Below are 26597 nucleotides of genomic sequence, written 5' to 3'. Positions count from 1 at the left end.
TGGGGACTTAGTTGGAGCCGAACGCGAGCACGGTCAGCGTGGTGTTGATGTGGAAGCCCGAGTAGATCTCGAATTGCACGTTCATCCCAGCCGCGGAGGGTGCAAGCTTCAAGGATTCCGAGAGCTTCGGCAGCTGACCCTGGGCCTGCGCGTACCACAGGCGTCCGCTGCAGTGGAACAGGAGGGCGGCCTGGGGGTTCTGTACACGCCTGGGCAGCTCTTCCTGGAAGAAGTCCCGAGTCATGCCCGCAAGGTCGCCGGCCTTCATCAGGTCCAGCTCGCTGCCCTCCTCCAGGAGGTTGGCGAACAGGATGGAGCCGTCCTCCAGGGGGCGCCACGCGGCGCGGATGAAGTACTCGCGGCCCACCTTGAGCGCGGTGGGGCGTAGCGCGAAGCCACCGGGCCGGCCGAACTCCAGGTCCGCGATGTTCTCCACGCCCAGGATGTCCGCGTAGCGCCGGGCGGCGGGCTGGCCGTCGATCTCCAGGGCGCGCGTGTGCGTCTCGTCCACCTTGGTGATGGTCATGCGCTCACCGGTGGGCACGTACCAGTGCGAGCGCAGCGCGGCCCAGGGCGCGTTCGTCTTGAACAGGGCCACCAGCACGCCGTCGCCGGCGACCTCTCCGTCCACGTGGATGAGGGCGGACTGGCGCGCGGGGTCCGTCTCCGCGTCGCTGGCGCCGCCGCCCACGAGCACCAGGGTCTGGTTCTTCTCCAGGATGCCCAGCAGCAGCTCTTCCTTCTTGTAACGGAAGCCGTCGTCAATCACGAGGCCCACGTACCGGCGCGCGTCCAGGTCCTGCTGGCGCACGCCCAGCTCCTCGCACGCGCGCTTGATGGCCTGCGCGCCCGCGGCGATGGCGTCCCCGGTGAGGCCGCTCCCCAGGCCCAGGCCCACCTCGAAGTCGCCGGAGAGCGCGCCCAGCACCACGCTGTTCTCGTGGATGCCGTTGTTGTCCAGCTCTCCGGCGGTGGTGGCGCCCACCAGCCGGGTGTCCTTGGGCAGCCGCTCGCGCACCGCGCGGTTGAGCGCGCGCTGGTCTCGCTGGCGGGCCGCGAACAGCGTCACCAGCTTCGGCGGCGGGCCGTGCAACTGGCGCAGGAGGTCCTCGGCGACGGCGACCGGATCCGTGAGGGTGGAACGAGCCGTCTGCATCTTCACGTGCGCCATGAGGACCTCCGTGCGAACCGGCGGCGGCTAGAAGCCGGCGCCGGGGTGTGTCTTGTGACAACTGCCGGTGCACTGCTGGAACGACTCGCGGCCCCCGCCGACGTACATGCTCTCGATGGGGCCGAACTTCTCCACGTGGCTCTCAGGGTAGCTCTTGTGGCACGACAGGCATGCGGCCTTGCTGGTGCGCTGCGTGGTCTCCTGCTTCAGGTGGCAGGACGAGCACTTCTCCAGGGGCGCGTCGAAGCGGTTGGAGCGCGAGTGGATGAAGTGCGTGCGCACGAAGATGGGGCCTTCCAGTTCGAAGCCCAGCGGAGCATGGCACGACGCGCACGCCGCGCGGTTGTCGTTCGCATGCAGGACTTCACCCAGCTCGCCGCCCTTGCTGTGGCAGGTGTTGCACGGACCCGTGGTCAGGGCCGCGCTGGTGTGCGTCTTCGTCCCCACCTGGATTTCGATGGTGCGCGACGCCGGGACGTCCTCGCCCAGGTAATTGCGGCGCGCCTTGGCGGTCACCAGGTAGGTGCCGGGCTTCACGTCCGCGGGCAGGGTGTAGGTCCAGGTGTCGCTCACGGGCGCGTCCCAGCGGCCGTCGTTGGGGAAGAAGGCGCCGCCGAACAGCTTGTTGGAGGGGGGGAAGGTCATGAACTGCGCATAGACGCCGTCGCGCGCCGGGGTGGCGATGGTCTGCACGTCCTGCGAGTCGTCCAGGAAGGCCTCCAGGTCGACGATGGTCCGGATGGGCTGGATGTCCTGCGCCGGCCCGATGAGCTGGGTCATCATCATCCGTTCCTGGTGCTTGCGGCGATAGTAGGTCGTCGTGGGGTTGAAGAAGGCCTGATAGTACTGGATCCCCGCCGGGCTGCCGGGAGCGCCCGGAGGTGCGACCTCATTGTAGGTTGGGAGGCTCCCGGCCTTGTGCAGGCGCTTGCCCTTGCCGTCCTTCAGGGTCATCTGGAAGGTGACCTGCGACCCGGGGGCATACGTGCCGTCCTTGCGGGGCGCCGTCAGGGGCTTGATGTCGATGCCGAACCCGTAGCTGAACTCCGGCTGGGACACCTGGGTGACGGGGATGTAGTAGGGGGCGAACGGGCGCAGGCTCCAGCGCAGGCGCAGACCGGCCGTGCGGGAGTTGAAGGTGATGGTCTGCTTCTTCGCGTGCTCGTACGCGTTGCGCAGCTCCACCAGGGCCTCTTCCTCATAGGCCGTGGCGCCGTTGCAGTCCGTGAGCGAGCGGCAGTCGCGCGTCCACTGGATGGCGCGCATGCGGCGGATGAAGAAGTCGTCACGCTCCGTGCGGCGGGTGTCGTCGCTGCCGATGTTCAGGAGCACCGGGGCGCCCGTCAGCACGCCGCGCGCGTCCACCGGCTCCACCGTGAAGAGGCTGGTCGCCTTCATCCACGCGGCGTCACGGTAGAAACGGCGGCGGGTGAAGGTGCCGTCCGGGTTCGACAGGCCCACGAACTCCTGGTCCGCCAGGCGCACACCTGCCCACCCGATGGCCAGGAAGTCGCTGTTCTGACGCAGGCCGTCCACGCCCTCGTCCTTGGACGCGGTGATGGAGGCGCGCAGGTCAATCTGGTTCACCCAGAAGGTCTGCCCGGCCTTCACCTTGATGGGCACGCCCTTGCCGTTGTCGACTTCCAGCGCCAGGCCCACGGCCGGCGCGCGGTTGCCGCCACCCAGGATGTCGCCCAGCGACAGGTCCTGGCCCTGGACCGCGAGCTGCGGCTCGACAGGGGACTCCTCGACGGCGGAGGGCGCCAGCTCCGTGGACTCCGGACCACCGCACGCCACCGTCAGGCTGGCCAGGGTGGCCAGCAGGCTCGCGCGGCCCGCCGTGAACAGGCGGGGGGAAGTGCGAGAACACCGCTCCCGAATCGTGACAGCTCCACCCATGAGGGGACTCCTCCGAACGCGTATGTGCGGACAGCTGCCGGAGCAGCGTCGCGGCCAGTGGACCCGGGTGCCCTTGCGTCGGGGGGACGCTGGCGGAGGGTCACTCTCAAATCCGGCTTTTGCCGGAAACGAGCAGTTCTAGCCACACGGAGAATATCCACAATCAACAGAGCGATTCAACTTCTGAGAATAATTCTACTCAGAGGCGAACTCGGATTGTTCGTGACTGGATGGGAAGGGGCTGTGGGGCGCAACCCACCCGGGAGGGTCAGATTCGAATCGTGTTTCCCACTTCCTCCTGTGCTTCCTGGGTGAACGGGAGTTCGACAGTGAACTCCGAGCCTTCCCCCAGCCGCGAGTGGACGCGGATGGTGCCGCCGTGGGCTTCGACGAGCTGGCGGACGATGTAGAGGCCCAGGCCGAAGCCCGGCGCGCGGCTGTCCGTCGTGACCCGCTCGAAGCGGGTGAACAGGCGCTGCTGGGCTTCCGCGGGGATGCCGGCGCCGTGGTCCCGCACCGACATCTGGATCCGGTGTGAGTCCTCATCCACGTTCACATGCACCTCCACCGGCTGGCCCCGGCCGAACTTGAGGGCGTTGCTGACCAGGTTGGTGAGGACGCGGTCCAGGCGCTGGCGGTCCCAGCGGCCGCGGGCCGCGTTCCGGGCGTGGACGGTGAGGGCGCAGCCGGCGGCGGCGGCCTGGTCCTCGTGGCGGGCGGCCACCTCGTGCGCCAGCTCCGCCAGGTCCATGGGGCGGGACTCCAGCACCAGCCGGCCGCCGGACAGGCGCGACAGGTCCAGCAGGTTGTGCACCAGCTGCCCCAGCCGCTTCGTCTCGTCCTCGGCCAGCAGCAGCCCCTCGCGCAGGCGCGGGTCCTCCGCGTGCGCGGGCGCGCACTGCAGGCGCACGCGGCGCAGGCGCAGCTGCAGGGAGCTCAGCGGGGTGCCCAGGTCGTGCGCCGCCACGCCAATGAGCTCCAGCGCGTTCTGCGTCGCCGCCAGCAGGCGGGCGTTGTCCAGCGCCAGCGCGGCGCGCGCGGACAGCTCTTCGATGAAGGCCTGGTCCACCGCGCCGTAGTGGCGGTGCGGCCGCGTGGACAGCAGGCACAGCGCGCCCAGCACGCGGTTGTCCACGACCAGCGGCACGCTCAGCGCGGAGCGCACGCCCAGCGCGCGCCACAGCTCCGCGCAGCTGCTGTCGCTGACGGAGGAGGGCAGCCGGCCGGGGTCCACCTCCGCGAAGCGCTCGGCGCGGCCGGTGTGCATGACGCGCGCGGGGCCGGGCTCGTCCAGGGACGGCCTGCGCATCAGCGGCTCCCACAGCCGCGCCTGGGTGGCCGCGTCCGCGCACGCCACCGCGCCGGGGCGCACCCCGGCCTGGCCGTCCGGCAGGTAGAGCACGCACGCGTCCGCGACTTCCGGCACGCACAGGCGGGTGAGCGCGTTGCCCAGCTCCTTGGCGCCGGCCTGCGGCTGCAGCACGCGGCCGGCCTCCGCGAGCAGCGCCTGCATGCGCTCGGTGCGCTTGCGCTCGGTGATGTCGCGCGTCACCTCCGCGAAGCCCTGCAGCGTGCCGCCTTCCGCGTAGAGCGCGGTGAGCAGCGTCTCCGCCCAGAAGCGCGAGCCGTCCTTGCGCATCCGCCAGCCCTCCGACTGCAGGCGCCGCTCGCGCGCGGCCCGCTCGCGGTGGGAGGCGGGCAGCCCGTGCGTGACGGCATCCGGCACGTGCAGCACCTCCACGCGCTGGCCCACGATGTCGGAGGACGTCCACCCGGTGAGCCGCTCCGCGCCCGTGCTCCAGCAGGACACCGTGCCATCCGGCTCCAGGAAGCACAGCGCGTAGTCGCTCACGCCATCCATGAACAGGTGCAGCCGCTGCTCGCTCCGCACCGCTTCCGCGTGCATGGGGCCCAGCGCGTTGCGCAGCACCATCACCAGCGCGACCAGGGCGCCCAGGCCCAGCAGGCCCGCGAGGATGTCGGCGATGTGATGGCCGAGGGCCCCGTCGTCCACCCTGAGCGTGTGGGCCGTGGACACCAGGGTGGCAAGCAGGATGAGTCCGGCCAGAAGGCACGCGGACAGACCTGCCCCGACCCGCTGAGCGAAGGTCCAACGTCGCAGCATGTGGCACTCCCCCCCGACGGCACCGAGCGCTTCTGTGCAGAAGGACGCTCAACATCACCGAAAAGGTGGGGTGAGCGACATCGCACTGTCGGGCAGGGTATCCTATAACCCTGTTTTTACCTGTTTGTCATGGAATCATGGACCCTACCCGCGAGGATGGGAAATTCCTGGCGGGCAGGACGCGGCGGGGCTGTCGGATGGTGGACGCTGCCCGGCGCCTTTCTGGGAACTCGGGCCTGGATTCAAGGGGTTGGAAGGGATGGAGGTGCCTGCGAAATGGCCTTCCGGGCGTTGGGACGTTATGCAGCGCCCCCCCCTCCTCGTCACCCAGGTGTCGCACGGCATATGGCGTCTCTCGTCGAAGGTCTGAAGGTCCGCTACCTCCCGCAGCCCGAATGGGGTGTGGGGCATCTGGTGTCGCTGCAGGAGCAGGGGGCCAAGGCCCTCATCGCCTTCCCGTCCCGCGAGGATGCGCCGGTGCTGGTGTCCACGCGCGGCGGTGCGCTGGTGCCGTACCAGCTGCCCAAGGGTGAGCCCATCCAGACGCCGAAGGGACGCAAGGCCACCATCCTGGGCGAGGAGCCGGGCGCGCGCGGACTGCGCCGCTACGTGGTGCGCTTCGAGGACACGGGCGAGGAGGACGAGCTGCCGGAGTCCGAGGTCCGCGCGCTGGCGCCGCGCTCCGACCTCTTGTCCACGCTGCGCGACGGGCGGGTGGGGGACGCGAAGGCGTTCATGCTGCGCAAGCAGGCGCTGGTGCTGGACGACGAGCGCCGGGGTGACGCGCTGGGCGCGCTCTTGGCCAGCCGGGTGATGGTGAAGCCGCACCAGGTGGGCGTGGTGCAGCGCGTGCTGTCCGCGCGCCGGCCTCGCTTCGTGCTGGCGGACGAAGTGGGCCTGGGCAAGACGATTGAAGCGGGCATGGTGTTCAGCGCGCTGCGGCTGGTGGGCCTGGCGCGGCGGTGTCTGGTGGTGGCGCCCAGCCACCTCACCGTGCAGTGGCTGGTGGAGCTGTTCCACAAGTTCAACCAGCTCTTCACGCTGATGGACTCGGACCGCTACGAGCAGTCGCTGAAGGAGGCGCCGGACGTCTCTCCGTGGGCGCGCTTCCCGCTGGTGGTGACGAGCCTGGAGCTGCTCAGCCGCACCCGCGAGCACCGCGAAGAGGTGGCCGCCGAGGACGCCTTCTGGGACCTGGTCATCATCGACGAGGCGCACCACCTCAAGGGCGAGAAGGCCTTCGCCGCCGCGAAGGGGCTGGCCGCGAACTCGTGGGGGCTATTGCTGCTCACCGCCACGCCCATGCAGCTGGACCCTGCGGAGTACCACGGCCTGCTCACCCTCATCGATGCGACCACCGCGCCGTCCGTGAAGGGCTTCGAGGCGCGGCTCCAGCGCCAGGAGGAGCTGTCCACCGCGGTGCGCGCGCTGATGGAGGGCAAGGACGCGAAGGCCTCCGTGGCCTCGCTGGCGAAGCGCTTCCCGGAGGACGCGCGGCTCCAGACGCTGAAGGAGAAGGAGGCGCTGCTCGCGCACCTGGCGGAGACGTACAGCCTGTCGGACCGGCTGGTGCGCAACCGGCGCGCGGTGGTGGGCGGCTTCTCCACGCGCAGGCTCCACCGGCACCCGGTGCAGCTCACGCCGGAGGAGCTGAAGGCGCGCGACACGGCGCTCGCCACGCTGGCGAACGGCACGCTTCGAGGCGCGCCGCTGGCCAACGTGCTCAGGCGTCTGGAGTCCAGCCCCGCGGCGTTCACGGGCGCGGTGAAGTCCAACCCGGCGCTGAAGGGCGCGGACCTCAAGCTGACCGGCCGGGACGCGAAGCTCATCGCGTTCGTGGGCGTGCTGCGCGGCATCTGGAAGGCGGAGCCGCGCGCGAAGGTGCTCGTGTTCACGGAGAGCCGCGACACGCTGGACTCGCTCCAGTCGGAGCTGTCGCGCGAGGGCGTGGAGGCGCTGGGCTACCACGGCGACCTGCCGCTCGTGGAGCGCGACCGGCAGGTGGCGCGCTTCCGCGACCCGGAGGGCCCCCGGGTGCTGCTGTGCACGGAGGTGGGCGGCGAGGGCCGCAACTTCCAGTTCGCGCACCACCTGGTCCACTACGACCTGCCGTGGAGCCCCTCCACGGTGGAGCAGCGCATCGGCCGCCTGGACCGCATCGGGCAGACGCACCCGGTGGAGATCCACGTCTTCGACCCCGCGGGCACGCTCGCGTCGGACGTGCTGATGCTGCTGGCGGACGCCGTGGGCGTCTTCGGTGAGACGGTGGGCGGCCTGGACGCGGTGCTGGAGGAGGTGGAGGACCGCATCGCGGACCTGGCCCTGCTGCCCCGCGAGGCGCGCGTGGAGTACGCCGCGGAGCTGAAGGCCCGCGTGGAGGCGGCGCGTGAGCAGGTGAAGCGCGCGTACGACCCGCTCCTGGACGTGCGCAGCTTCGACAAGCCCGCCGTGGCCCGGCTGGTGGCGCGCGCGCAGGAGCGCATGGGCGAGGAGCCGCCGGAGCCCGGGGACGAGGACTCCGACGAGGAGGCCCCGCCGCTGGAGGACGGGCTGTGGAGCGTGGCGCGCGACCTGGACGAGCGCCTGGAGGAGACCGTCACGGAGCTGGCGCGCCGCGTGGGCATTGGCGTGGACACCGACGAACAGGTGGAGGCCTTCCAGGTGGCCTTCCAGTTCGGCCACGCGCTCAACGTCGAAGGCCTGCCCGGCATCGACGTGATGCAGGACCGCACCGTGCTGGGCACCTTCTGGCGCGACACCGCCGTGGAGGCGGAGGAGCTGGAGTACTTCGCCACCGGCCACCCGCTGGTGGAGGCGCTGTTCGGCTTCCTCAAGGACGGCCCCTACGGCCGCAGCGGCTTCCGCCACATCGAGAAGCGCGGTGTGAAGAAGCCCGCGCGCGGCCTGGAGCTGCTCTTCCACGTCCAGCTGCCGGAGCCCCAGGACACCTCGCCCGGCGCCCGCGTGCCCAGCCGCCAGCTGGCCCGCTTCCTGGCGCGCACCCTCCTGCCCGTGGCCGTGGTGGAGGGCCCCCAGGGCCCCGTGGCCGACACTTCCGTACTGGCCGCATTGGAAGCCGACGGCAAGGCCCTGAAGGGGGATGAGGTCCACCAGGCCTTCCCCGGCTTCGGCGCCTTCGTGGACGCCGCGCTGCCCGTGGCCCAGGCCGCCGCCGAGGCGGAGCTTGGCCGGTCCGCGAAGAAGGCCCGGGCCGCCATCGAGGCCGAGCGCGACTCCGCCGCCGCCCGTCTGCTCCTCTCCCTCTCCCACCAGGGCCTGGCCCCGGAGGCGGTGGAGGCCCAGGTTGACGCGGAGCGCCATCACTACGAACGCCTGCTCCAGGCGCTCGCGGGGGCGAAGGTGGTGCTGGACGCGGCCTGCGGGTTCACCCTCAACCGCTGAGCCAAACCATCCTGATAGTATGGAATCGGTTCCATGGCGTTCCGGCCATTTGACCGATTCCCCAATCATCGAGAATCTAGGAGGAAGGCAACCTCCCCTCATATGGCCTTCCCCCACCCCCAGCGTCGGAAGCACGAGTCCGGTCAAGCCGCCGTGGAAGCGGCGTTGTGCATGCCGCTCGCGGTGTTCATGGTGCTGGGCACGCTGCAGCTCTTCATGCTGCTGCAGGGCCGCATCCTGGCGCAGGTGGCGGTGTACCGCGCGGTGCGCGCGGGCAGCCTCAACCACGCCAGCTGCGAGGCGATGACGCACGCGGCGCTGGTGACGATGCTGCCCACGGTGGAGCACACGCGCACGCCCGCGCAGCTGGCCAACGCCTTTGATGAACGCAAGCGCAACTACCTGCGCGTGCGCGGCTCGCGGGGGACGCTCTTCACCGAAGGGCCCATGGTCGAAATCGTCCGCGAGTCCCCGGACGTGGGCTGGGTGCGCGGCCTCGCGGGCGACGAGGACCTGCTGTTCGACGTGCCCACGGACTCGGCGGCGGAGATGCAGCGGCGCACGCTCGAGATCCGCATGGTCGCCTGGTACTACATGCGCATCCCGTTCGCGGACTGGGTGATGAGCCGCATGTTCCTGGCCCAGTTCCACCTGAAGAACTACACGAACACGAACCCGCTCAACCCGGCGCAGAAGGAGTCCGACTGGTGGGCGGACACGGACGTGGAGCTGGGGCCGGATGACTGGCCCGGCGGGGACCTGGGCGAGCGGATGCTGCGCTGGAACGCGCAGGGGCACTACCTGTTCCCCATCCAGGTCCACGCGGCCATGCGGATGATGACCCCGGTGAAGGCGTCGAACTTCAATGGAGGTGCCGGATGCAGCCTGCACGGCTTCTGAAGTCCGGCGCGCGCGGTCAGGCGCTGGTGCTGTTCTCGCTGACGTTCCTCCTGTTGACGCTGATGGTGCTGCTCACGCTGGGCTTCGGCATGCGCGCCAAGGAGCGCGTCGAAATCCAGATGGCGGCGGACGCGGCGGCCTACAGCCAGGCGGTGTCCACGGCGCGCACGTTCAACGCCATCGCGGTGATGAACCGCGCCCAGATCGCCCACATGGTGGCCATGGCGGGCACGCAGTCGATGATCAGCTACGGCAGCCAGCAGTACGCCGCGCGGCAGACGTCTCCGTGCCCCGTGAACGACATGGCGTGGTCCGGCCTGGACCAGGCGGCGGCCATGCAGGTGATCTCGCTCCAGGGGCGCGCGGGCGCCATGTTCCGCGCGGAGCTGTCCATCTACAACCGGCTCATCGGCACCCACCTGGCGAACCAGGGGCTCACCAACCTCATCGCCAAGGAGATCAACCCGGAGCTCTTCGCTCCGCCCGAGGGCGCGAACAAGTCGCTGGCGGAGGTGTCCGGCGGCGCGTCCTCCGGCTCCAGCTACGACGACCTGATGCAGCAGGAGAAGACCGGCACGGTGCCGGACACCTCCGGGGCGGTGATGCCCACCGGTGGTGGGCAGGGCACCGCCACGCGCAACGCCACCATGGGCAGCCTGGGCTGGACCTGGGTGCACAACCGCCCGAGCGGCAGCGCGGGCTTCGGCTCGGGCGCGGCCGCGCACAACCCGGGCTTCAAGCACTACGCCAGCGCGGCGTCGATGGACTCCTCCACCTACCAGACCATCTCCGGCCGCAACTCGTGGGCACACGACCACGGCCGCGCCATCACGGAGACCTGCCCGGACGGCAGCCCCATCACCGCCGTGGCGACGGACGCGTGGGTGATGTCCGACGAGCGCCAGTCCCACCAGGACCAGCACGTCTACGGCGCGAACAAGCCGCCGCCGGGCCAGGGCGCGGAGAACAACACCACCGTGGACGAGCGCCACACGCTGGGCGCGTGCGTGGTGTGCCCCGGCATCTGGCCCTATTCGGTGGGCTTCAACGCGGGGCTGCTGCACGGCAACGCGGACGAGAACGACTACGGCCAGCCCAAGCTGTACGCGATGCTCCTGCGCGACTACGCCAGCGACGCACGCCGCGCGAAGCCGGACCCCTGGAACCTGCTGTTCACGTTCAAGTTCGCGAACCAGGAGACGGAGTTCGACAACGCCGCGCCGCTCGGGCGCATCCAGCCCACGGGCCGCGAGGACGTGCAGCGCAACCAGGTGGCGCTGGCCGCGGGGCTCGCCTACTACCACCGGCCCCGGCCGGCGGCGGCGGGCGGCGGATGGGAGGAGCCGCCCAACTTCCTCAACCCCTTCTGGCGCGCCACGCTGGTGAGCACCGAGGGCGCCCGCGACGACAAGCCCGCGAACAGCCTGCAGCAGGCGGGCTTCTCCGAGCACGCGGACGCGCTGCGCCGGCTGGACAACGTCGGCTACCGGGGCGGCAGCAGCACGGGAGGGAAGTACTGATGCGCGCGCTCGCTGCCAGGTCGCGCCGGGGACAGGCGCTCGTCGAGACGGCCCTGGGCTCCATGGTGTTCGTCACCATCCTCCTGTTCGGCATCTACTTCGCGGAGGTGGGCGCGCTGACGCTCAAGGTGCAGGAGGCCGCCAACTTCGCGCTGTGGGAGGCCACCGGGCACGTGATGCACAACCCGCAGGCCGGCGTCTTCCAGCGCTCGAACGCGGAGGCGCTGGCGTCCTCGGAGGCCTCCGGGCGCTACCAGGACTTCGACGGCCGGGCCAGCCACGCCAGCGGCGCGATGACCTTCCAGTTGGCCATCGCGCGCGCCACGCGGGTGAACGTGGACTGTGAGCCGACGCGGCCCGCGGGCAGCCCCGTGGACATCCTGGGCACCCGTCCGCAGGACGCGACGACCGGCGAAACGGGCGCGCTGGATGCGGCCATGGCCACCCAGTCCGACGGCATCTCCTGCAACGCCTCCACCACGCTGCGCGCGGAGCGGCTGGGCAACTTCATGGAGCCGGAGTTCTTCAAGGTGTCGCACCGGCTCGCCAGCGACCAGTTCCGCGTGTGCGCCGCGGGGCGCGCGTCGGGCGGGCGCTGCACCCGGCGCTTCTTCATGCTGCTGGATGACTGGGGCCTGTCCTCCCTGGCGGAGGGCCGTGAGTGCCCGCTCAGCACCAACACCGGAGCGCCCTGCGCGAACGTGGACTACTACGGGTGGGTCCAACGGGTGTACCGCGAGAACGGCGCTGGCGGGAACGCGGGCACCGCGCTGATGGCCGGCGTGGGCGCGACGGGCGGCGTGAATGAAGACCAGTTCTTCATGAGCTTCCGCGGCGCGGAGAGCAACTACGAGCAGAGCATCGGCGCGTCGCACGCGGGCAACCAGACCGTCTGGGAGACGACCCCCTTCGTGGCGGAAAACCTGTCCCCCACCTACCGGAACGACGGCCGGCGCAACAAATGGCTGGGAGGCGTGCCGCATTGATGTCGGGCGGGCGCGTGGCGGGCGCGGTGCTCTCGCTGCTGCTGGGCCTGTCCGCCCGGGCGCGGGCTCCCGACGCGGGTGTGCCGGACGCGGGCGTGCAGCAGGCCGCGCCGCGCTTCGCGTGGCCCCGGCTCCAGGTCATCGCCCACGTGGAGGCCAGCGACATCGTGGAGGCGGGTGGCATCCCGGTGGCGCTGCGCGCGGTGCACGTGAAGGAGAGCATCCGGGACCTGGTGCAGCGCTTCGCGGACGCGTTCCGTGACGGCGGCCTCTACGTGCCGCCCGGCAAGGAGCAGGCGCAGTACGCGAACAACGCGGCCATGCTCACCGCGTTGGATCCGAAGCGGCGCATCACCTACACCGTGGTGATGATGCCGCAGCCGGATGGCACCACCACGCTGTACCTGGGGGAGGCCAACCACGCGCTGGCGCGTCCGCCGGAAGCCGCTGGGGACTTCGCGCCGCTGCCGCCGCGGGCGAATGGCGTGCTGCGCGTCAACGCGGAAGGGTCGCGCACGCTCACCTTCCAGGTGCCGCTCACGGGGCCGCAGGTGGATGCCTTCTACGACGACGCCCTGGCGAAGGCCGGGTGGAAGCGCGGCGACGAGCCCGGCCTGTACTCGCGGCCTGGCGCGGAGCTGCGGCTCTCGCACCAGCCCTCCAAGGAGGAGGGGCAGCGCGACGTGGTGCTCATCCATCAGCAGCGCGCGCGCTGATCAGGTGCGCAGCTTCTCGCGCAGCGCCTTGGCGCGGCCCTGCATGTCGGGGTCCAGGCCGGTGAGCTCGATGGACTTCAGGCGCTGATCCAGGCTCTTGGGCAGCTTCTTCTGAAGTGTGCCCGCCTCGTGGAGCGCCTCCAGCTTCGCCAGCGCCTTGTCCACGATGCGCTCGCGCGGGTGGTCCAGGAGGCTGTCGAGGAAGTACGCGTCCTCGGGCATGTCCGGATACTTCTCCAGGTAGTCCACCACGCCCTTCACCCAGTCCGCGCGCGTCTCCGACTCCTGCACCTTGCGCAGGGCGTCCTTCTGGGCCTTGCGCTTGCCTTCGGGGTCGAACGTCTTCGCGAGCCCCTCCGGCAGCTCGCCGCCGGTGAAGAGGGCGTCCGCGGCCGTCTTGTATTTCTGGTAGCTGGCGCTGCGCTCCAGCTTCTGCTGCGCCGGGTCGTCCTGGCGCGAGTGGTACTTGCTCTTGCCGCGCTGCGCGTCCAGCTCGCGGTAGGACTTGTTGCGCTTGCCGGTGAAGCCACCACCGTCGTTGTCGTCTCGGGCCATCTTCATCTCCCCTTGCGCGCGCGCCACAGCGCCGCCAGTCCCCGCCGGACGAGGGTGCGCACCTGCGCCAGCTCCTCGGGGGCGAGGGGGTGCTCCTCGTCCTGCTCCGCCTCGAACAGCGCTTCCGTCACGTATTCCTGGAGGGCATCCGGCGCGGGCGGCGCATCCGGTTCCCTGTCCAAAGCCCTGGCATCCACGGCCGAGAGCCCCGGCGGCCAGCCCAGCTCCAGCATGGCGTGCAGCTCGAAGAGCAGGTGACGGGCGACCCCGTAACCTTCGTCCGTGAGGCCAGCGGCGTCAAGCGCACCCAGCAAGCCGTCCTGCCGGTTCTCGAAGGCATGCATCAGCCGCGTGCGCGCCTTGTCGTCGTCCTCCAGATAACGCCAGGCGGCCTCCACGAATTCGCCGGAGGGCTCGTCCGGATGGAAGGGCGCGGGCGGCTGCAGCCGCTCCTTCTTCGGGCGCGGCGGGCGGGGGCCGTCCTCCAGCCGCACCGCCTTTCCCTCCAGCACCGCGTCCCAGAGGCCCAGCAGGTTCTGGTACAGGCGGCGCGCCAGCTCCGGGTCCGGGAAGCGGGGCTCCCCCTCGAAGAGGGTGGGAATCACCTGGCTGGCATCGGCGCCTTCCGTGCGCGCCTCGCGCATGCGCTCGAGCACGTCGGAGGTGTCGCAGGGACTGCCAGACAGCTCCAGCAATCCGTCGAGCGTCTGTACACCCTCGAACTGGCGGACGAAGTCGGGGGCTCTGTTCTTGGAGCGGCTCATCGTGGAATGGACGGTAGGCACAAGGCGGGCATCCGCGCACGGGGCAATCACGCCATGGCGGGCGCAGCTTCCGTTTCGGGCGCGGCGCCCCTACTCTGCGGCAGTCATGGCCGTGGAAACTTCGTCCGACCCCTTGAAGTCCGCGATGCAGGAGCTCTACCGCGCTCGCGCGGTGGAAGGCCCGCTGGGGGAGAACGGCCTGCGCACCGTCTGGCACCTGTCTCCCCAGGGCGCGGAGTTGATGTCGCTGGTGGACGGGGACGGCCGGGTGCGCCGCCAGGAACTCACGCTCCTGGATGAGCACTGCATCTGGGCCAGCGGCCAGGGCGTGCGCACCGGCCGGGTGGAAGCGGGCGAGGCGCGGCCCGTGTCCACGGAGGTGCGCGCGGACCCGGAGCTGGTGCCGCAGCGGCTGGTGCGCGCCGCGCAGGCGCTCGCCACCTACGAAGGCCAGGACCGTTACATCCTGCACATGCAGCGCGTGCTGGCGCTCGCGCGCGAGGGGTTGGAGATGTCCAGCGTCACGTCGCCCGAGCACCTGGCGGAGCCGCCGGGCCGCGACCCCGGCACGCGGGACACCGTCGCCACCCGGACCGTGACCTTCACGCCGGTGGCACCGCCGCCGCGCGAAGACACTCCCGCTTCAGCGTCCGCGCCGCACGCGGCCCCGGAGCCGGAGCCCGTGCTGCTGCGGCACGGTCAGCCGCTGCCCAACGAGGTCCTGCCCCCGGTGGTGCGCAAGTCGGAGGGGCTGGTGATGGTGGCCGTCTTCGGCTTCGCCGTCGTGGTGGGGCTCATCATGCTGTTCGTGCTGTCTCAGGGAAGCTGAGCCGCACGGGCGAGCGCTCGCCCATCAGGTGTGTCACGTCCGCGTCGGTGGGAACGGGGCCGGACGTCCTGCGGCCGGTGGTGACGCGCTCCGGGCCCAGCGTGGTGTGCAGCGGGTGCGCGTCCAGCACCAGCAGCACGGCCACCGCGGCGGTGAGCACCAGGCCGCCCACCCACTCCAGCGCGCGGGTCCGCCGGGCCTCCGCCGCGCGGTACGTCATCAGCCAGGCGAAGCCCAGCACCAGCAGGCAGGAGAAGCAGCTCCAGCGCACCGTGCGCAGTCGCGCCGCCTGCGCCATGCCCTCCGCCATCAGGTCCGGGCGGAGCTCGCCGGGGGCCCGCGACAGCCGCGACAGCAGCGTGAAGAGGTGGTGCGCCTCCAGCGTGCCCACCACCGCCATGCCCGCCAGCGCCGCGGACACCAGGCTGCCCAACAGCAGGCTGCGGCGCGTGTGGTCCCGCACCGCCCGCGCGGTGTTGTAGCGCGCCATGCCCAGCGCCACCGACAGCGCGCCCAGCAGCACCGCGCTCGCCCAGGCGCCCAGCAGCCGCGGGGCCATCGCCTTGCCCAGCCCCGCCGTCAACGCGATGCCCGCGTCCGTGGCGGACACCATGGGCAGCGCCACCTGCATCCGCTCCAGCGCCACCTCCGTGCCCAGGAGCCCCAGCGTCCACGGCACCGTCGCCATGCCCACCATCACCGCCAGCGGCACCGTGCGGCCCAGCAGCGTGGAGCCCGTCGCCAGCATCAGCAGGGGCACCTCCACCACCAGCGTCAGCACCAGCAACGCCGCGAAGGGGCCCGCGGAGGTCACCACGCTCACCAGTCCGGCGGGACTGCCCAGGAGCACCGGCAGCGTGCCCCCCAGCACGCACACCATGGTGGGGACGGCCAACGCCACGACGAACGGCCCGGGCGCGACGTGAGGTCTGACTGGAACAAGCATTTCCAGTGAGGATAGGGGGTCCGTGATTCCTTGTAATTCAGACGGGGGGACGGCCCACGAGCCAGTACACGACAGAGCAGACGGCGCCGGCCACGGGAGCCAGCACGATGCTCCAGAGCAGCGTCTGTCCGCAGTCCGCGCCCTCGCAGCCGATGCGCCCGTAGGCGAGCACTCCGCCCGCGAGCATGGGCACGTGCATGCCCGCGATGAACAGGCCCAGGCCGCGCAGCACGAGCCCCCGGTACCAGGGCCGCGTCCACAGCCGGAAGACGAACGGGACGAGCACCAGCGTGCCGGTGAACGCGGCGGCCAGCGCGAAGTGCCGGGCGGCCACCGCGACGCACGCGCCCGCGGCCAGCAGCAGGGCGGGCACCAGCAGGAGCGCGTTGAGCGACAGGGGCTCTCGTTCGCGGGGCGGCGTCTGAGGCATGGGCCAGGGCGAAAGGCTCGCAGGGCGTGCCTGGTCGCGCAAGGTCGGCAATGGCGTGGAGCGAATGGGCACGGGGCCCATGAACACCCCTTCGCGAGCGAAGGCCATGGCCCCGCGGGGCGGCGTTCAGGCGGCGACGGCGCCTTCGCCCAACAGGCGCGCGTAGCGGCCCCGCAGCGCGAGCAACTGCTCGTGCGTGCCGGCCTCCACCACCTGCCCGCCCTCCACCACGGCGATGAGGTCCGCGTCGCGCACGGTGCTGAGCCGGTGCGCGATGACCAGCACCGTGCGGCCCTTCATCAGCGCCTGGAGCCCCGCGCCCACCGCCGCCTCGCTGGTGGCGTCCAGGGCACTCGTGGGCTCATCCAACAGCAGCAGGGACGGGCGGCGCAGGAAGGCGCGCGCCAGGGCCAGCCGCTGGCGTTGCCCTCCGGACAGGCGGCTGCCCCGCTCGCCCACGGGTTCATCCAGGCCGCCGGGCAGCGCCCGCACGAAGTCCTCCGCGTGCGCCAGCCGCAGCGCTTCCCACAGCGCGTCGTCCGCCGCGTCCGGCTGGCCCAGGCGCAGGTTGTGGCGCACGGTGCCGGAGAAGAGCACCGGCTCCTGCGGCACCCACGCCAGCTGCGCGCGCACGCTGGACGCCTTGAGCGAGGACAGCGGCACGCCGTCCCACTTCACCTCACCGCCGCTGGGCGGCAGGAAGCCCAACAGCACGGAGAACAACGTCGTCTTGCCCGCGCCGGACGGCCCCACCAATGCCACGCGCGCGCCCGCGGGAATCGTCAGGTCCACGCCCTTCAGGGCCTCGCGTCCATCCGAGTAGGTGGCGCGCACGCCGGACAGCTCCAGGGCGCGCGACAGGGGAGGGGCCTCCGCGCCCACGTCCGGCGGCACCGGCGAGTCCGCGAGCGCGAACAGGCGCTCCGCCGCCGCCAGCCCCGTGAGCACCTGGGACAGCGTGCCGCTCAGCGACTTCACCGGCTGGTAGAGCAGCAGCGCCGCCGCCATGAAGGACAAGAGCCGCCCGGCCAGCGTCGGATCCATGGACACCGCGCGGGCGCCCCACGCCACCGCCACCGCCACGCCGACGATGCCCAGCAGCTCCACCGTGGGGCTGAAGGCGCCGCGGATGAAGAGCGAGCGGCGCATCTCCGCCAGGTACGCCTCGGCCTCCGCGTCGAACGACTCCAGCGCGCGGGGCACCGTGCCGTAGGCCTGCACCACGGGGAGGTTCTGCAGCTGCTCGGCGGTGATGGCGCTGAGCGCGCCCAGGTTCGCCTGCGAGCGGGTGGCCACCTTCTTGAGCGACCGCGCGAAGCGGCTCACCGGCACCACCGTCACGGGCACGACGACGAACGTGAGGAGAAAGAGTTTCGCGTCGATGAGGAAGCAGGTCGCCAGCAGTGCGCAAATCTGCAGCCCATCCCTTACGTACGATGACAGCGCCTGGGTGACAGAGAACTCCACCAGGGGTACGTCCGAGGTGAACCGGGAGACAAGCTCTCCAGAGTGCCGCTGCTCGAAGAACGCCGGCGGCTGGGCGAGCAGCCGGCCGTAGAGAAAGCCCCTCAGGTCGGCCATCACCCGCTGGCCCAAGCGCTGCATCAGGCCGCCCTGGAGGAACTGGGCCGTGGCCTTCACCAGTGCGACCGCGACGACCAGCAAGGGCAGCCGGGACAGCAGGGCCTCCGGCGCCAGGGTCATCCCCGCGACGGTGACGGGGGCGCCGGTGAGGACGGCGCGCAGCAGGGGCCCGACGATCCACGCGTACGCGGCGGTCGCGGCCGCGGCGGTGAGCGAGGCCAGCGTGCCCGCGAGCAGCAACCGGCGGTACGGGCGCAGGTAGCCCAGGAGCCGGCGATAGACGTGCGCGGAGGGACGGGGTGCCACGGAGGGGGCGCACTCTGTCACCGAGGCGACGGTGCAGTCCAAGCCAAAGGGACGTGGGAAGCGCGCGTGCATGCCCGCCCGCCCCACGGCCGGTCAGGGAGCGCTCGCGCCCGCCTGCGTTGCCGCATCCCACACACGCGGACAGCTTGAGATGCGCCATGGAAACCAACTCCGAGAAAGAAGTCCTGTTCAATCCCGGCTGCGAGTCGGTCGTGGATGACGAAGAGCGTCGCCGTCTGCTCTGGCTGATGGCCGAGTACTTCCGCACCATCGGTTACTCGGACATCAAGGCCCGGCTCCCTGGCTTCATGCCGCCGCCCGTGCTCTCCGGCACCATTGAAGATCACCGGCCGGACTTCACCTGTCGCCAGTCCGACTCCGCCCGCACGCCCATCATCCTGGAGATCGTCACCCCGGGCATGGTGGATGATCCGACCGCGGAGAACCGCTGGAGCCTGCTGGCGAGCGCCGCGAAGCTCTACAACGCGGAGCTGCACTTCGTGGTCCCCAAGTGGTCCATGAACGGTCCCGTGGACCCGGCCCTCAAGCGCCGGCTTGCTCGCATGGAGCTGACGGTCAACCGCGTCTGGACCGTGTAGCGCACAACCCCTGCTTCACGAAGGGTTGGACCCGGGCCTGGATTGCTGGCGTGTTTCGCTGCGTTATAGTGACTCCGATTCTCTACGCAGCTTGAAAACGCCAGCAATTTCCAGGGGTTCGATTCAATGGCAGGGGCCGCAGGGCAGAAGCGCGACTACTACGAGGTCCTGGGCGTCCAGAAGAACGTTACGGCGCAGGACCTGAAAAGCGCGTTCCGGAAGGTCGCGTTGCAGTACCACCCGGACCGCAACCCCGGGAACCACGAGGCCGAGGAGAAGTTCAAGGAAGCCTCGGAGGCCTATGAGGTCCTGAGCGATCCGGACCGGCGCACGAAGTACGACCGCTTCGGGCACGCGGGCAATCCCTTCGGGGACGCGGGCGGCGGCTTCCAGGGCGTCAACATCAACGACATCTTCGGGGAGATCTTCGGCGACATCTTCGGGGGTGGCGGCGGGCGTGGCCGGCAGCGGCAGAGCCGGGGCGCGGACCTGCGCTACAACCTGGAGATCAGCTTCGAGGAGGCGGCGTTCGGCTGCCGCCCGAAGGTGACCATCCCCCGTCCGAAGAAGTGCGAGACCTGCTCCGGCTCTGGCAGCAAGAGCGGCGCGGCGCCCCGGCAGTGCGCGGCGTGCGGCGGCAGCGGGGAGCTGCGCTACTCGCAGGGCTTCTTCGCGGTGTCCCGTCCGTGCGGCGACTGCGGCGGCTCGGGCGCCACCATTCCGGATCCGTGCGCCAAGTGCCGGGGCTCCGGGAAGACGCCGTCCGAAGAGGTCATCGAGGTCGCCATCCCGGGCGGCGTGGACAACGGCACGCGCGTGCGGCTGGCGGGCATGGGGGAGCCGGGAGACCGGGGCGCGCCCGCGGGCGACCTGTACGTGACGGTCATCGTGCGCGAGCACCCGCTGTTCCAGCGCGAGGAGTACGAGGTCTTCTGCGAGGTGCCGGTGTCCTTCACGCAGGCGGCGCTGGGCGCGAAGATCGACGTGCCCACGCTGGATGGCAAGGTGAAGATGACCATCCCGGCGGGGACCCAGTCCGGCAAGGTGTTCCGCCTGCGCGGCAAGGGCATCCCGCACCTGCACAGCCAGCAGCGGGGAGATCAGCACGTGCGCGTCATCATCGAAACGCCCACGGAGCTGTCCTCCAAGCAGCGCGAGCTGCTGGAGCGCTTCGCGGAGGTGTCCGGCGAGGAGACCCATCCCCAGTCGAAGTCCTTCTTCGACAAGGTGAAGGAGCTCTTCGGCTAGGTGGCCGGGCGTGCGTCCTGGGCCGCGCGAAGGCGTGGCTCCGGGGCCGCACGAAGCGGGGGGAGGGCAGGGGCTCCCCTCGGTGACGCACGCGGGCATGCGCGGTGCACTGAAGCGGACGTTCCAGGGGAATCTTCCCCCCGCTCAAGTGTCGACGGAGCCTCACCCGCGCTGCTATGCACTTCGCCATGGAAGTCCTCTCCGCATCGCGCCGCGCGCTCGTCGCCGCGCTGGCCCTGACGTTGACCGCCTGCCCCAAGACGCCTTCCCGCACCGACAGCCGGGACGACACCTCCGGGGGCGACTCCACCCAGCCCAACCGGCCGCGCGTGGAGGTGAAGCAGGATGCCACCGCGAACGCCGCGCTCGCGCAGGCCCGCACGCAGGCGCAAGGAAACCCGGACAAGAAGCAGGCCGCGGAGGCCTACCTGTCCGTGCGCAAGGCGTACCCCGCCACCACCGCCGGCCAGGACGCGCTCTACAACGCGGGCGTCCTCTACTTCGAGGCGAAGGACTACGCGAACGCGCGCAAGACCTTCAACGAGCTGCTCTTCGAGAACCCCCTCCACGCCCAGGCCGAGGACGCCAAGCACAAGCTGGCCATCTCCGCCATGGAGGTGGGCGCCTACCGCGACGCGTACCAGACGCTCACCAGCCTGGCCGAGCGCGCGGAGGGCGCGGAGAAGGAGCAGCTCCTGAAGGAGGCCGCGCGCGCGGCGGAAGGCGCGGGCCTGTACACGCAGGCGCTGTCCTCCGCTGTCAAGGAGGCGGGAGAGGCGCAGTCGGCGGAGGAGAAGGCCGCCGCGGTGAAGAAGGTGGAGCAGCTGGTGGAGGGCCGCGCCAGCTTCCTTGACATCGCCCGCGTGCAGGAGGGGCTGTCCACGTCCAACCCCGCGTGGCCGGTGCTCCAGTTCAAGCTGGCGCGCATCTACTACCACCTGCGCGACTGGACCCGCCTGGAGGAGACGCTCCAGACGTTCCTGCGGGAAGCGCCCAACAGCACCTTCGCGCCGCAGGCCAGGGAGCTGCTCGCGCGCGCCACCCGCCGTGTGGAGGTGCGTCCGCGCACCGTGGCGGTGCTCTTGCCCATGACGGGCCGCTACCAGCCCATCGGTGAGGCGGTGCTGCGCGGCGTGAAGCTGGGCCTGCAGGGCAGCGACATCGAGCTGGTGGTGAAGGACACGCAGGGCGACGTCAACAAGACGGGCACGGCGATGGAGCAGCTCGCCTTCGACGACGGCGCCATCGCGGCCCTGGGCCCGCTGCTGGTGGATGACACCAAGCGCGCGGCGCTGCTGGCGGAGGAACTCCAGGTGCCGCTGCTGACGCTGAGCCGTCAGGAGGGCATCACGGACATTGGCCCGTACGTCTTCCGCAACATGCTGACGAACTCCGCGCAGGCGCGCGCCATCGCGGACTACGCGATGAACGTGAAGGGCTACAAGCGCTTCGCGGTGCTCTACCCGAACATCCCCTACGGCGTGGAGCTGGCGAACGAGTTCTGGGACGACGTGGTGTCGCGCGGTGGCGTGGTGCGCGGCGCGGAGTCGTACTCCTACGACCAGACCACGTTCACCAGCGAGGCCAAGCGCCTGGTGGGCCGCTACTACCTGGAGGACCGCGGCGACTACGCGGAGGCCGTGCGCGACGTGCAGGGGGAGAACATCACGGACGCGTACCGCCGCCGCAAGGCGATGGAGAAGGCCCGCAGCGGCGTGGAGCCCATCATCGACTTCGAGGGCCTCTTCATCCCGGACGACTGGCGCCGGGTGAGCCTGGTGACGCCCGCGCTCGCGGTGGAGGACATCGTCACCAACGCGTGCGACCCGCGCGACCTGGAGCGCATCCGCAAGACGACGGGCAAGAAGGACCTGAAGACCGTCACGCTCTTCGGCACCAACCAGTGGTCCAGCCCCAAGGGCCGCTCGGGCCTGCCGGAGCTGCTGGAGCGCGGCGGCAAGTTCGTCACCTGCTCGGTGTACGTGGACGGCTTCTTCGTGGACTCGCAGCGGCCGGCGACGCAGAAGTTCGTGAAGAGCTACCGCGACGCGTACAAGGAGACGGGCCGCGACCCGGGCCTGCTGGAGGCCATTGGCTACGACTCGGCGCGCATGGTGCGGCAGGTGCTGGACAAGCAGCGGCCCAACACGCGCGCTGCGATGCGCGAGGCCCTGGCGGGGCTGAAGGACTTCGACGGCGCCACCGGCCGCACCTCGTTCAACGACAAGCGTGAAGCGGACAAGCAGCTGTTCCTCTTGTCCGTGGACAACAAGGGCGTGAACGAGATCAACGTCGACAAGGAGAAGGCCGCCGTCCGCGGCTCGGGTTCATGAGCCCTCGCACCGGGGGCTTCGTGCTCGCGGGCGTGCTGACGCTCACGGGCTGCGCGCACACGGCCGCAGGCCTGGCGCCGGACACGCAGGGCCGGTTGGAGTCCACGCCCGGAGGCTTCCTCTCCGGCGCGGTGGAGGGCTTCGACGGGGAGCCCACCGTGCTCAACCGCAAGGACTTCATCTGGGCGCTGGACTTCGCGCCGAAGGGCCAGCGCGTGGCGTACACGCGCCTGGGGGACAATGCGTACCACGTCTCCATCTGGGACCTGGCGAAGGCCGGGGGCTCCGGCGCGCCGATGATGCGCGCGGATCCGTCGGTCAACATCCAGCAGTACGACCTGGAGGGCGTGACCTTCTCGCCGGACGGCGCGCGCGTGGCCACGGTGAGCCGCAGCGGCGCGGTGCAGCTCTTCGACGCGGCGACGGGCGCGCAGGTGGGGGCGCTCGCCACGGAGGAGCCGCTGGTGTCGGTGGCCTTCCATCCGGACGGCAAGTGGCTGGCGGTGGGCAGCGCGCAGGGCCTGGTGTCCCTGTTGTCCGTGCCGGAGCTCTCGTTCGGCGCGGAGGCGCGGCTGCACGCGGGGCCGGTGAGCGCGCTGGCGTTCGCGGCGGACGGGACGCTGTACTCGGGCGGCTGGGACAAGCACGTGCGCGCGTCGGACACGCCGGAGCAGGTGCTGAAGCCGGACGTGGCGCGCACGCACTTCGAGCGGCGCGGCGGGTTCGCGGCGGTGCAGGGCCGCGTGGACAGCGGGCCGCCGGTGGTGCTGGCGCTGGACTCGCGCACGCCGGTGGTGGTGCTCACCTCGGCGGCGGCCACGGCGTCCGGCATCGACGCGACGTCCCTGAAGGACACCGTCACCGTGCCGGGCGCGCTGGGCAGCACCGTGGCGCGGCTGTCGCGCGGGCGCACGCTGCGCTTCAAGCAGCTGACGCTGCCGGGCGTGGACGTGGCGGTGTGCGACGCGTGCGTGCCGCAGGGCAGCCAGGGCGTGCTGGGCGCGCCCTTCGCCGAGCGCGTGGACACGGTCTTCGACGAGACGACGGCGGAGGCCGTGCTCACGCTCAAGGGCGGCGTTCCGGAAGGGGCGACCGCGACGACGGCGCGGACGCTCACGCCGCGCCTGGACTTCACCTTCCCGGCGCACGTCAACGACGTCACCGTGGACGCGCGGGGAAAGCGGCTGGGCGTGGCCTTCAGCCAGCAGAAGGCGGAGCGCAACCGCACGGTGTATGAGCGCGAGCGCAAGGGCATCCAGGAGCCCCAGGGCCCGTGGAACGCGGGCGCGCTGGTGGACGCGGCCTCCGGGCAGGTGCTGCACAAGTGGGAGCTGCACCACGGCGTGGTGTCCACCGCGGCCATCGCGCCGGATGGGCGTTCGCTGGTGTCGGGCGGATGGGACCGGCGCGTGTATCTCTTCGCCGAGGGCGCGCCGGAAGCGAAGGGCGAGCTGGAGTTCGGCTGGTCCGTGCGGCGCGTGCGCTTCTCCCCGGAAGGGCATCAGGTGGGCGTGGCCGCCTGGACGCCGCAGAAGGCCACCGGAAGCCAGGAGAGTGACCCTTCGGCAGTGGTGGTGGGCGTGCGCTACGCGTCCCCCACCGTCGAGACGCGAGCGGCTCAGTAGTTGAGGAACACGGCGCTGCGCGGAACGCCGCGCTGGGCCAGCTGGGCCATCACGTCCTGCACCATGTCCGAGGGGCCGCACACGAAGGCGATGGCGTGCTCCAGCCGCTCCTCGCCCAGGTGGGCCTGCACGTAGCCGGTGAGGCCCTGCCACCCGCTGGCGCCGGGGCGGCTGACGGTGCACAGCACGCGCACGCCGTCCGCCATCCACTGCTGCAGTTCGTGCTGGTACGCGAAGCCGCTCGCCGTGCGCGCGCCGAAGTACAGCGTCACCTGCCCATACGCGTCGCGCTCCTGGCGCACGGCGGCGATGACGGGGCGGATGGCGGAGATGCCGGAGCCGCTGGCGAACAGCAGCAGGTTGCGGCCGCGCGCCTTCTCCATGGGGAAGCCGGGGCCCGCCGGCCGCGTCACTTCGACATGCGCGCCCAGGGGCAGGTGCAGCAGCGCGGACGGCAGCGTGCCTTCGTCCTTGAGCAGGAACTCCCACCGCGTGCCATTGGGTGCGGGCGGCGAGGCGATGGCGAACATGCCCGGCTGCCCACCGGGAAGGCGCAGCTGGACGTACTGCCCCGGGTGGGCGTGCGAGCCCACGAGCGGCGTGCCTCCAATGTCGAGCACCCAATCGGTGAGGCCATCCGCCGCGGGGGTGCGGGCGGTGACGGTGGCGGTGTGCCAGTCGCTCATGGGGACTTTCTAACCCGTCCTCCTGGCGCGTGCCTGCCCTGCTAGAGTCTTGCCCGTGAAGACCGTGTTCTGGCTGTTCATGTTCCTCGTCGGCCTGGCCGGCGTGGTGATTCCGATCACGTACCTCTACACGGCCAGCAAGCTGCCGCGTCTGGAGAGCGAGTTCGACGTCGAGAGCCAGCTGCGCCATCGCATCGAGGGCGACCGGATGAGCGTCCTGGCGGGCCGGATGGACCAGGGCATCCGGGATCGCTCGTCGGTGACGTTCACGCGGCCGGACTTCTCGCGGATGCCCAAGGACCTGGTGGCGCTCTACATCCGCCAGATGGAGTGCCCCACCTACTTCCAGACGCCGCGCGAGGACGGCCGCGCGTGGGCGTGGCGCCTGTTCGCCGGCGTGACGCTGGGCAAGGCGCCCCCCGGGGACGGCGCCTGCGAGCGGCGCCTGGCCATCCGCATCGCGCGGGAGATGGGCATCGAAGGGGACCTGCAGCTGTCCGTGGCCGCTCACCGGCTGCACGCCTTCTTCCAGAAGGATCAGCTCGTGGCCTATGACCTGTCCATCATCCGCTTCGAGCGCGGCGTCATCGGCGTGGAGGACGCGGCCCGCAAGCTCTTCCACCGCGAGCTGGGGGAACTCCAGCTGTCGGAGCTGGCGGAACTCCAGCTGGCGCTGCCTCCGTATGGCTATTACGGCGACATCAGGGCCTGCAAGAACGCGAGCCTCATCCGCCAGAACCGCGACATGCTGTTGCAGGACCTGGCGGGCTACGCGCTGGTGAGCGAGGAGCGCGCGCGCAACGCCATCGCGCAGCCGGTGGCGTGCCTGTCGGTGAAGTAGCGGGCGGTCAGCGCCGGACTTCCGCGGGCACCTGCGGAAGCCAGCCCACCTCCAGCGCGCCCCACAGGCCCAGCAGGATGGCCTCCGCGGCGTCGTGGCGCAGTGAAGTGGGGCGGGGCGCGTGGGACCAGTCGATGACCCGCCGCGCGAGCGTGTCCGCGGCGTCCTTGGCCTGTGAGCCGCTGCGCTGCTCCCGCGCGTAGAGCAGCCGGTGGCGCCAGTCCTCGGCGGCCACGCGAAGCACGGGCAGGGCGCGGCGCAGGGCCTCGCGCTCCCAGACGTCCGCGATGGGGCCACCGCCCTCCAGCACCAGCCACGCGAGCGGGGACACATCCTGGAGCACGGCGGGCACCGCGCGCTTGAGCCGCGCGTGCGTGCCGAAGTTCTGCGAGCGGTACCACTGAAGCCGCCCGTCCGCGCCGAAGCGCGCGAGCCCGCAGCGCAGGCCCAGGTCCACCGCGAGCAGCGCAGGACCTGGGGGCGCGGTCATGGCGTGGAGCCTACTTGAGGTACTGCAGCTTCCAGTCGCGGATCTCGCTGAGGATTTCCGTGCGGCCCGCCGCGTCGTCCGCGTTCTCCAGCCGCTTCAGCTGCCGGTCCAGGTAGTTGCGCGCGGCCTGCCGGGTGAGCCCCTTGTGGACCTTGTTGTCGGCGTACAGGGGGCTGCTCTCGACCTGGCTCACGGCGGCCATGATCTGAGCCCGCACGGCGGACTCGCTCGCGGACTCCGTGCGCTTGGGCGCGGGGACGTCGCGGACGGTCTTCACGGCCACGGCCTTGACGGTGGGCGGCACCGGCTTCGCGACAGGGGGCTCCTCCACGACAGGCGCGGGAGTGGGCTCCGGCTCGGGCGCGGCGACGACCTCGGGCGCGGGCGGCGTGGGTTCCACCTTCGGGGCGGGCGGCGGCGGAGTGGCGACGGCGACGACCGGCGGAGGCGTCTCTTTATCCCCGCGCGTGGCGATGACCACGCCCACGGCGGCGAACAGCACGGCCGCGCCCACGGCGATGGGCGCGAAGCGGCGCAGGGACGACGTCTCCTCCTGCGGCACCATCAGGTCGTCCGGAGGGACTGGCGGCGGCACCTGGGTGGTGGGGCGGCGCGCGTCCGCGTCGCTGACGACGACAGGGG

Annotated in this window: 21 protein-coding genes and 1 pseudogene; 11 read left to right on the top strand and 11 right to left on the bottom strand. The window is 71.1% G+C overall.

Annotated elements, in window-relative coordinates; translation table 11 throughout:
* Positions 1-7: 7 nt before the first annotated feature.
* The 3 genes from D7V80_RS10810 to D7V80_RS10800 all read right to left on the bottom strand — a co-directional run bounded on the left by D7V80_RS10810 (position 8) and on the right by D7V80_RS10800 (position 5195).
* Positions 8-1171 carry an FIST signal transduction protein gene (locus D7V80_RS10810; RefSeq protein ID WP_120588070.1) on the bottom strand — a complete coding sequence of 388 codons (1164 nt, stop codon included), beginning with the start codon at positions 1169-1171 and terminating at the stop codon, positions 8-10.
* 27 nt (positions 1172-1198) lie between these two features.
* On the bottom strand, positions 1199-3070 hold the full coding sequence (locus tag D7V80_RS10805) for a cytochrome C (RefSeq protein ID WP_120588069.1): 1872 nt from the start codon (positions 3068-3070) through the stop codon (positions 1199-1201).
* Positions 3071-3338: 268 nt separating this feature from the next.
* On the bottom strand, positions 3339-5195 hold the full coding sequence (locus D7V80_RS10800) for an ATP-binding protein (RefSeq protein ID WP_120588068.1): 1857 nt from the start codon (positions 5193-5195) through the stop codon (positions 3339-3341).
* Positions 5196-5540: 345 nt separating this feature from the next.
* On the opposite strand from D7V80_RS10800, the gene D7V80_RS10795 reads away from it, so the two are divergent.
* The 5 genes from D7V80_RS10795 (at position 5541) to D7V80_RS10775 (ending at position 12719) form a co-directional block, all read left to right on the top strand.
* Complete coding sequence (locus D7V80_RS10795) at positions 5541-8597, top strand: helicase-related protein (RefSeq protein ID WP_120588067.1); 3057 nt, start codon at positions 5541-5543, stop codon at positions 8595-8597.
* 102 nt (positions 8598-8699) lie between these two features.
* Positions 8700-9497: a TadE/TadG family type IV pilus assembly protein gene (locus tag D7V80_RS10790; RefSeq protein ID WP_120588066.1), complete on the top strand. Its 798-nt coding sequence runs from the start codon at positions 8700-8702 to the stop codon at positions 9495-9497.
* On the top strand, positions 9476-11017 hold the full coding sequence (locus D7V80_RS10785; RefSeq protein WP_120588065.1) for a pilus assembly protein TadG-related protein: 1542 nt from the start codon (positions 9476-9478) through the stop codon (positions 11015-11017). Before D7V80_RS10790 ends, D7V80_RS10785 begins: the two co-directional genes overlap by 22 nt.
* Positions 11017-12003: a hypothetical protein gene (locus D7V80_RS10780; protein WP_120588064.1), complete on the top strand. Its 987-nt coding sequence runs from the start codon at positions 11017-11019 to the stop codon at positions 12001-12003. The genes D7V80_RS10785 and D7V80_RS10780 overlap by 1 nt, the downstream gene beginning before the upstream one ends.
* Positions 12003-12719 (top strand): hypothetical protein, encoded by a 717-nt coding sequence (locus D7V80_RS10775; RefSeq protein ID WP_120588063.1) that lies wholly within the window; start codon positions 12003-12005, stop codon positions 12717-12719. Before D7V80_RS10780 ends, D7V80_RS10775 begins: the two co-directional genes overlap by 1 nt.
* On the opposite strand, the gene D7V80_RS10770 is transcribed toward D7V80_RS10775, so the two are convergent.
* The gene (locus D7V80_RS10770) at positions 12720-13274 is read right to left on the bottom strand and encodes a hypothetical protein (RefSeq protein ID WP_199738492.1); all 555 of its coding nucleotides are present in this window, start codon (positions 13272-13274) and stop codon (positions 12720-12722) included.
* A gap of 2 nt (positions 13275-13276) precedes the next feature.
* Positions 13277-14038, bottom strand: coding sequence for a hypothetical protein (locus D7V80_RS10765; RefSeq protein ID WP_120588062.1), 762 nt, complete (start codon positions 14036-14038; stop codon positions 13277-13279).
* Positions 14039-14144: 106 nt separating this feature from the next.
* Between D7V80_RS10765 and D7V80_RS10760 the strand changes: the two genes are divergently transcribed.
* Positions 14145-14867, top strand: a complete 723-nt coding sequence (locus D7V80_RS10760; RefSeq protein WP_120588061.1) for a hypothetical protein — start codon at positions 14145-14147, stop codon at positions 14865-14867.
* Here the strand turns inward: D7V80_RS10760 and D7V80_RS10755 are convergent.
* The 3 genes from D7V80_RS10755 to D7V80_RS10745 form a co-directional block, all read right to left on the bottom strand.
* Complete coding sequence (locus tag D7V80_RS10755) at positions 14836-15768, bottom strand: hypothetical protein (protein ID WP_147447037.1); 933 nt, start codon at positions 15766-15768, stop codon at positions 14836-14838. The genes D7V80_RS10760 and D7V80_RS10755 overlap by 32 nt on opposite strands.
* Before the next feature lie 82 nt (positions 15769-15850).
* The gene (locus D7V80_RS10750; RefSeq protein WP_014393480.1) at positions 15851-16243 is read right to left on the bottom strand and encodes a hypothetical protein; all 393 of its coding nucleotides are present in this window, start codon (positions 16241-16243) and stop codon (positions 15851-15853) included.
* Positions 16244-16369: 126 nt separating this feature from the next.
* Entirely contained in the window at positions 16370-18133 is a 1764-nt protein-coding gene (locus tag D7V80_RS10745; protein WP_120588098.1) for an ABC transporter ATP-binding protein, read from the bottom strand.
* Between the two features lie 158 nt (positions 18134-18291).
* On the opposite strand from D7V80_RS10745, the gene D7V80_RS10740 reads away from it, so the two are divergent.
* The 4 genes from D7V80_RS10740 to D7V80_RS10725 all read left to right on the top strand — a co-directional run bounded on the left by D7V80_RS10740 (position 18292) and on the right by D7V80_RS10725 (position 23938).
* Positions 18292-18732 carry a hypothetical protein gene (locus D7V80_RS10740; RefSeq protein ID WP_014393482.1) on the top strand — a complete coding sequence of 147 codons (441 nt, stop codon included), beginning with the start codon at positions 18292-18294 and terminating at the stop codon, positions 18730-18732.
* Positions 18733-18858: 126 nt separating this feature from the next.
* A complete protein-coding gene (dnaJ, locus tag D7V80_RS10735) occupies positions 18859-19980 on the top strand; it encodes a molecular chaperone DnaJ (protein ID WP_014393483.1) in 1122 nt (373 codons plus the stop codon).
* 188 nt (positions 19981-20168) lie between these two features.
* Entirely contained in the window at positions 20169-22313 is a 2145-nt protein-coding gene (locus tag D7V80_RS10730; protein WP_233585252.1) for an ABC transporter substrate-binding protein, read from the top strand.
* The gene (locus D7V80_RS10725) at positions 22310-23938 is read left to right on the top strand and encodes a WD40 repeat domain-containing protein (RefSeq protein ID WP_120588058.1); all 1629 of its coding nucleotides are present in this window, start codon (positions 22310-22312) and stop codon (positions 23936-23938) included. Before D7V80_RS10730 ends, D7V80_RS10725 begins: the two co-directional genes overlap by 4 nt.
* Here the strand turns inward: D7V80_RS10725 and D7V80_RS10720 are convergent.
* A complete protein-coding gene (locus D7V80_RS10720; RefSeq protein WP_120588057.1) occupies positions 23932-24624 on the bottom strand; it encodes an NAD-binding oxidoreductase in 693 nt (230 codons plus the stop codon). The two genes, D7V80_RS10725 and D7V80_RS10720, sit on opposite strands and share 7 nt — an antisense overlap.
* A 55-nt stretch (positions 24625-24679) precedes the next feature.
* Here D7V80_RS10720 and D7V80_RS10715 point away from each other — a divergent pair, with 55 nt between their 5' ends.
* A complete protein-coding gene (locus tag D7V80_RS10715; protein ID WP_120588056.1) occupies positions 24680-25465 on the top strand; it encodes a transglycosylase domain-containing protein in 786 nt (261 codons plus the stop codon).
* Between the two features lie 7 nt (positions 25466-25472).
* Here D7V80_RS10715 and D7V80_RS10710 read toward each other — a convergent pair whose 3' ends face one another.
* Entirely contained in the window at positions 25473-25955 is a 483-nt protein-coding gene (locus D7V80_RS10710; RefSeq protein ID WP_120588055.1) for a hypothetical protein, read from the bottom strand.
* Between the two features lie 10 nt (positions 25956-25965).
* A pseudogene (locus D7V80_RS10705) lies at positions 25966-26597 on the bottom strand (serine/threonine protein kinase); the annotation flags it as partial.

The organism is Corallococcus sp. CA054B (assembly GCF_003611625.1).
Lineage (GTDB): Bacteria > Myxococcota > Myxococcia > Myxococcales > Myxococcaceae > Corallococcus > Corallococcus coralloides.
The sequence above is the reverse complement of the archived record's forward strand: the minus strand, read 5'-3'. Positions and strand labels throughout refer to the sequence as shown.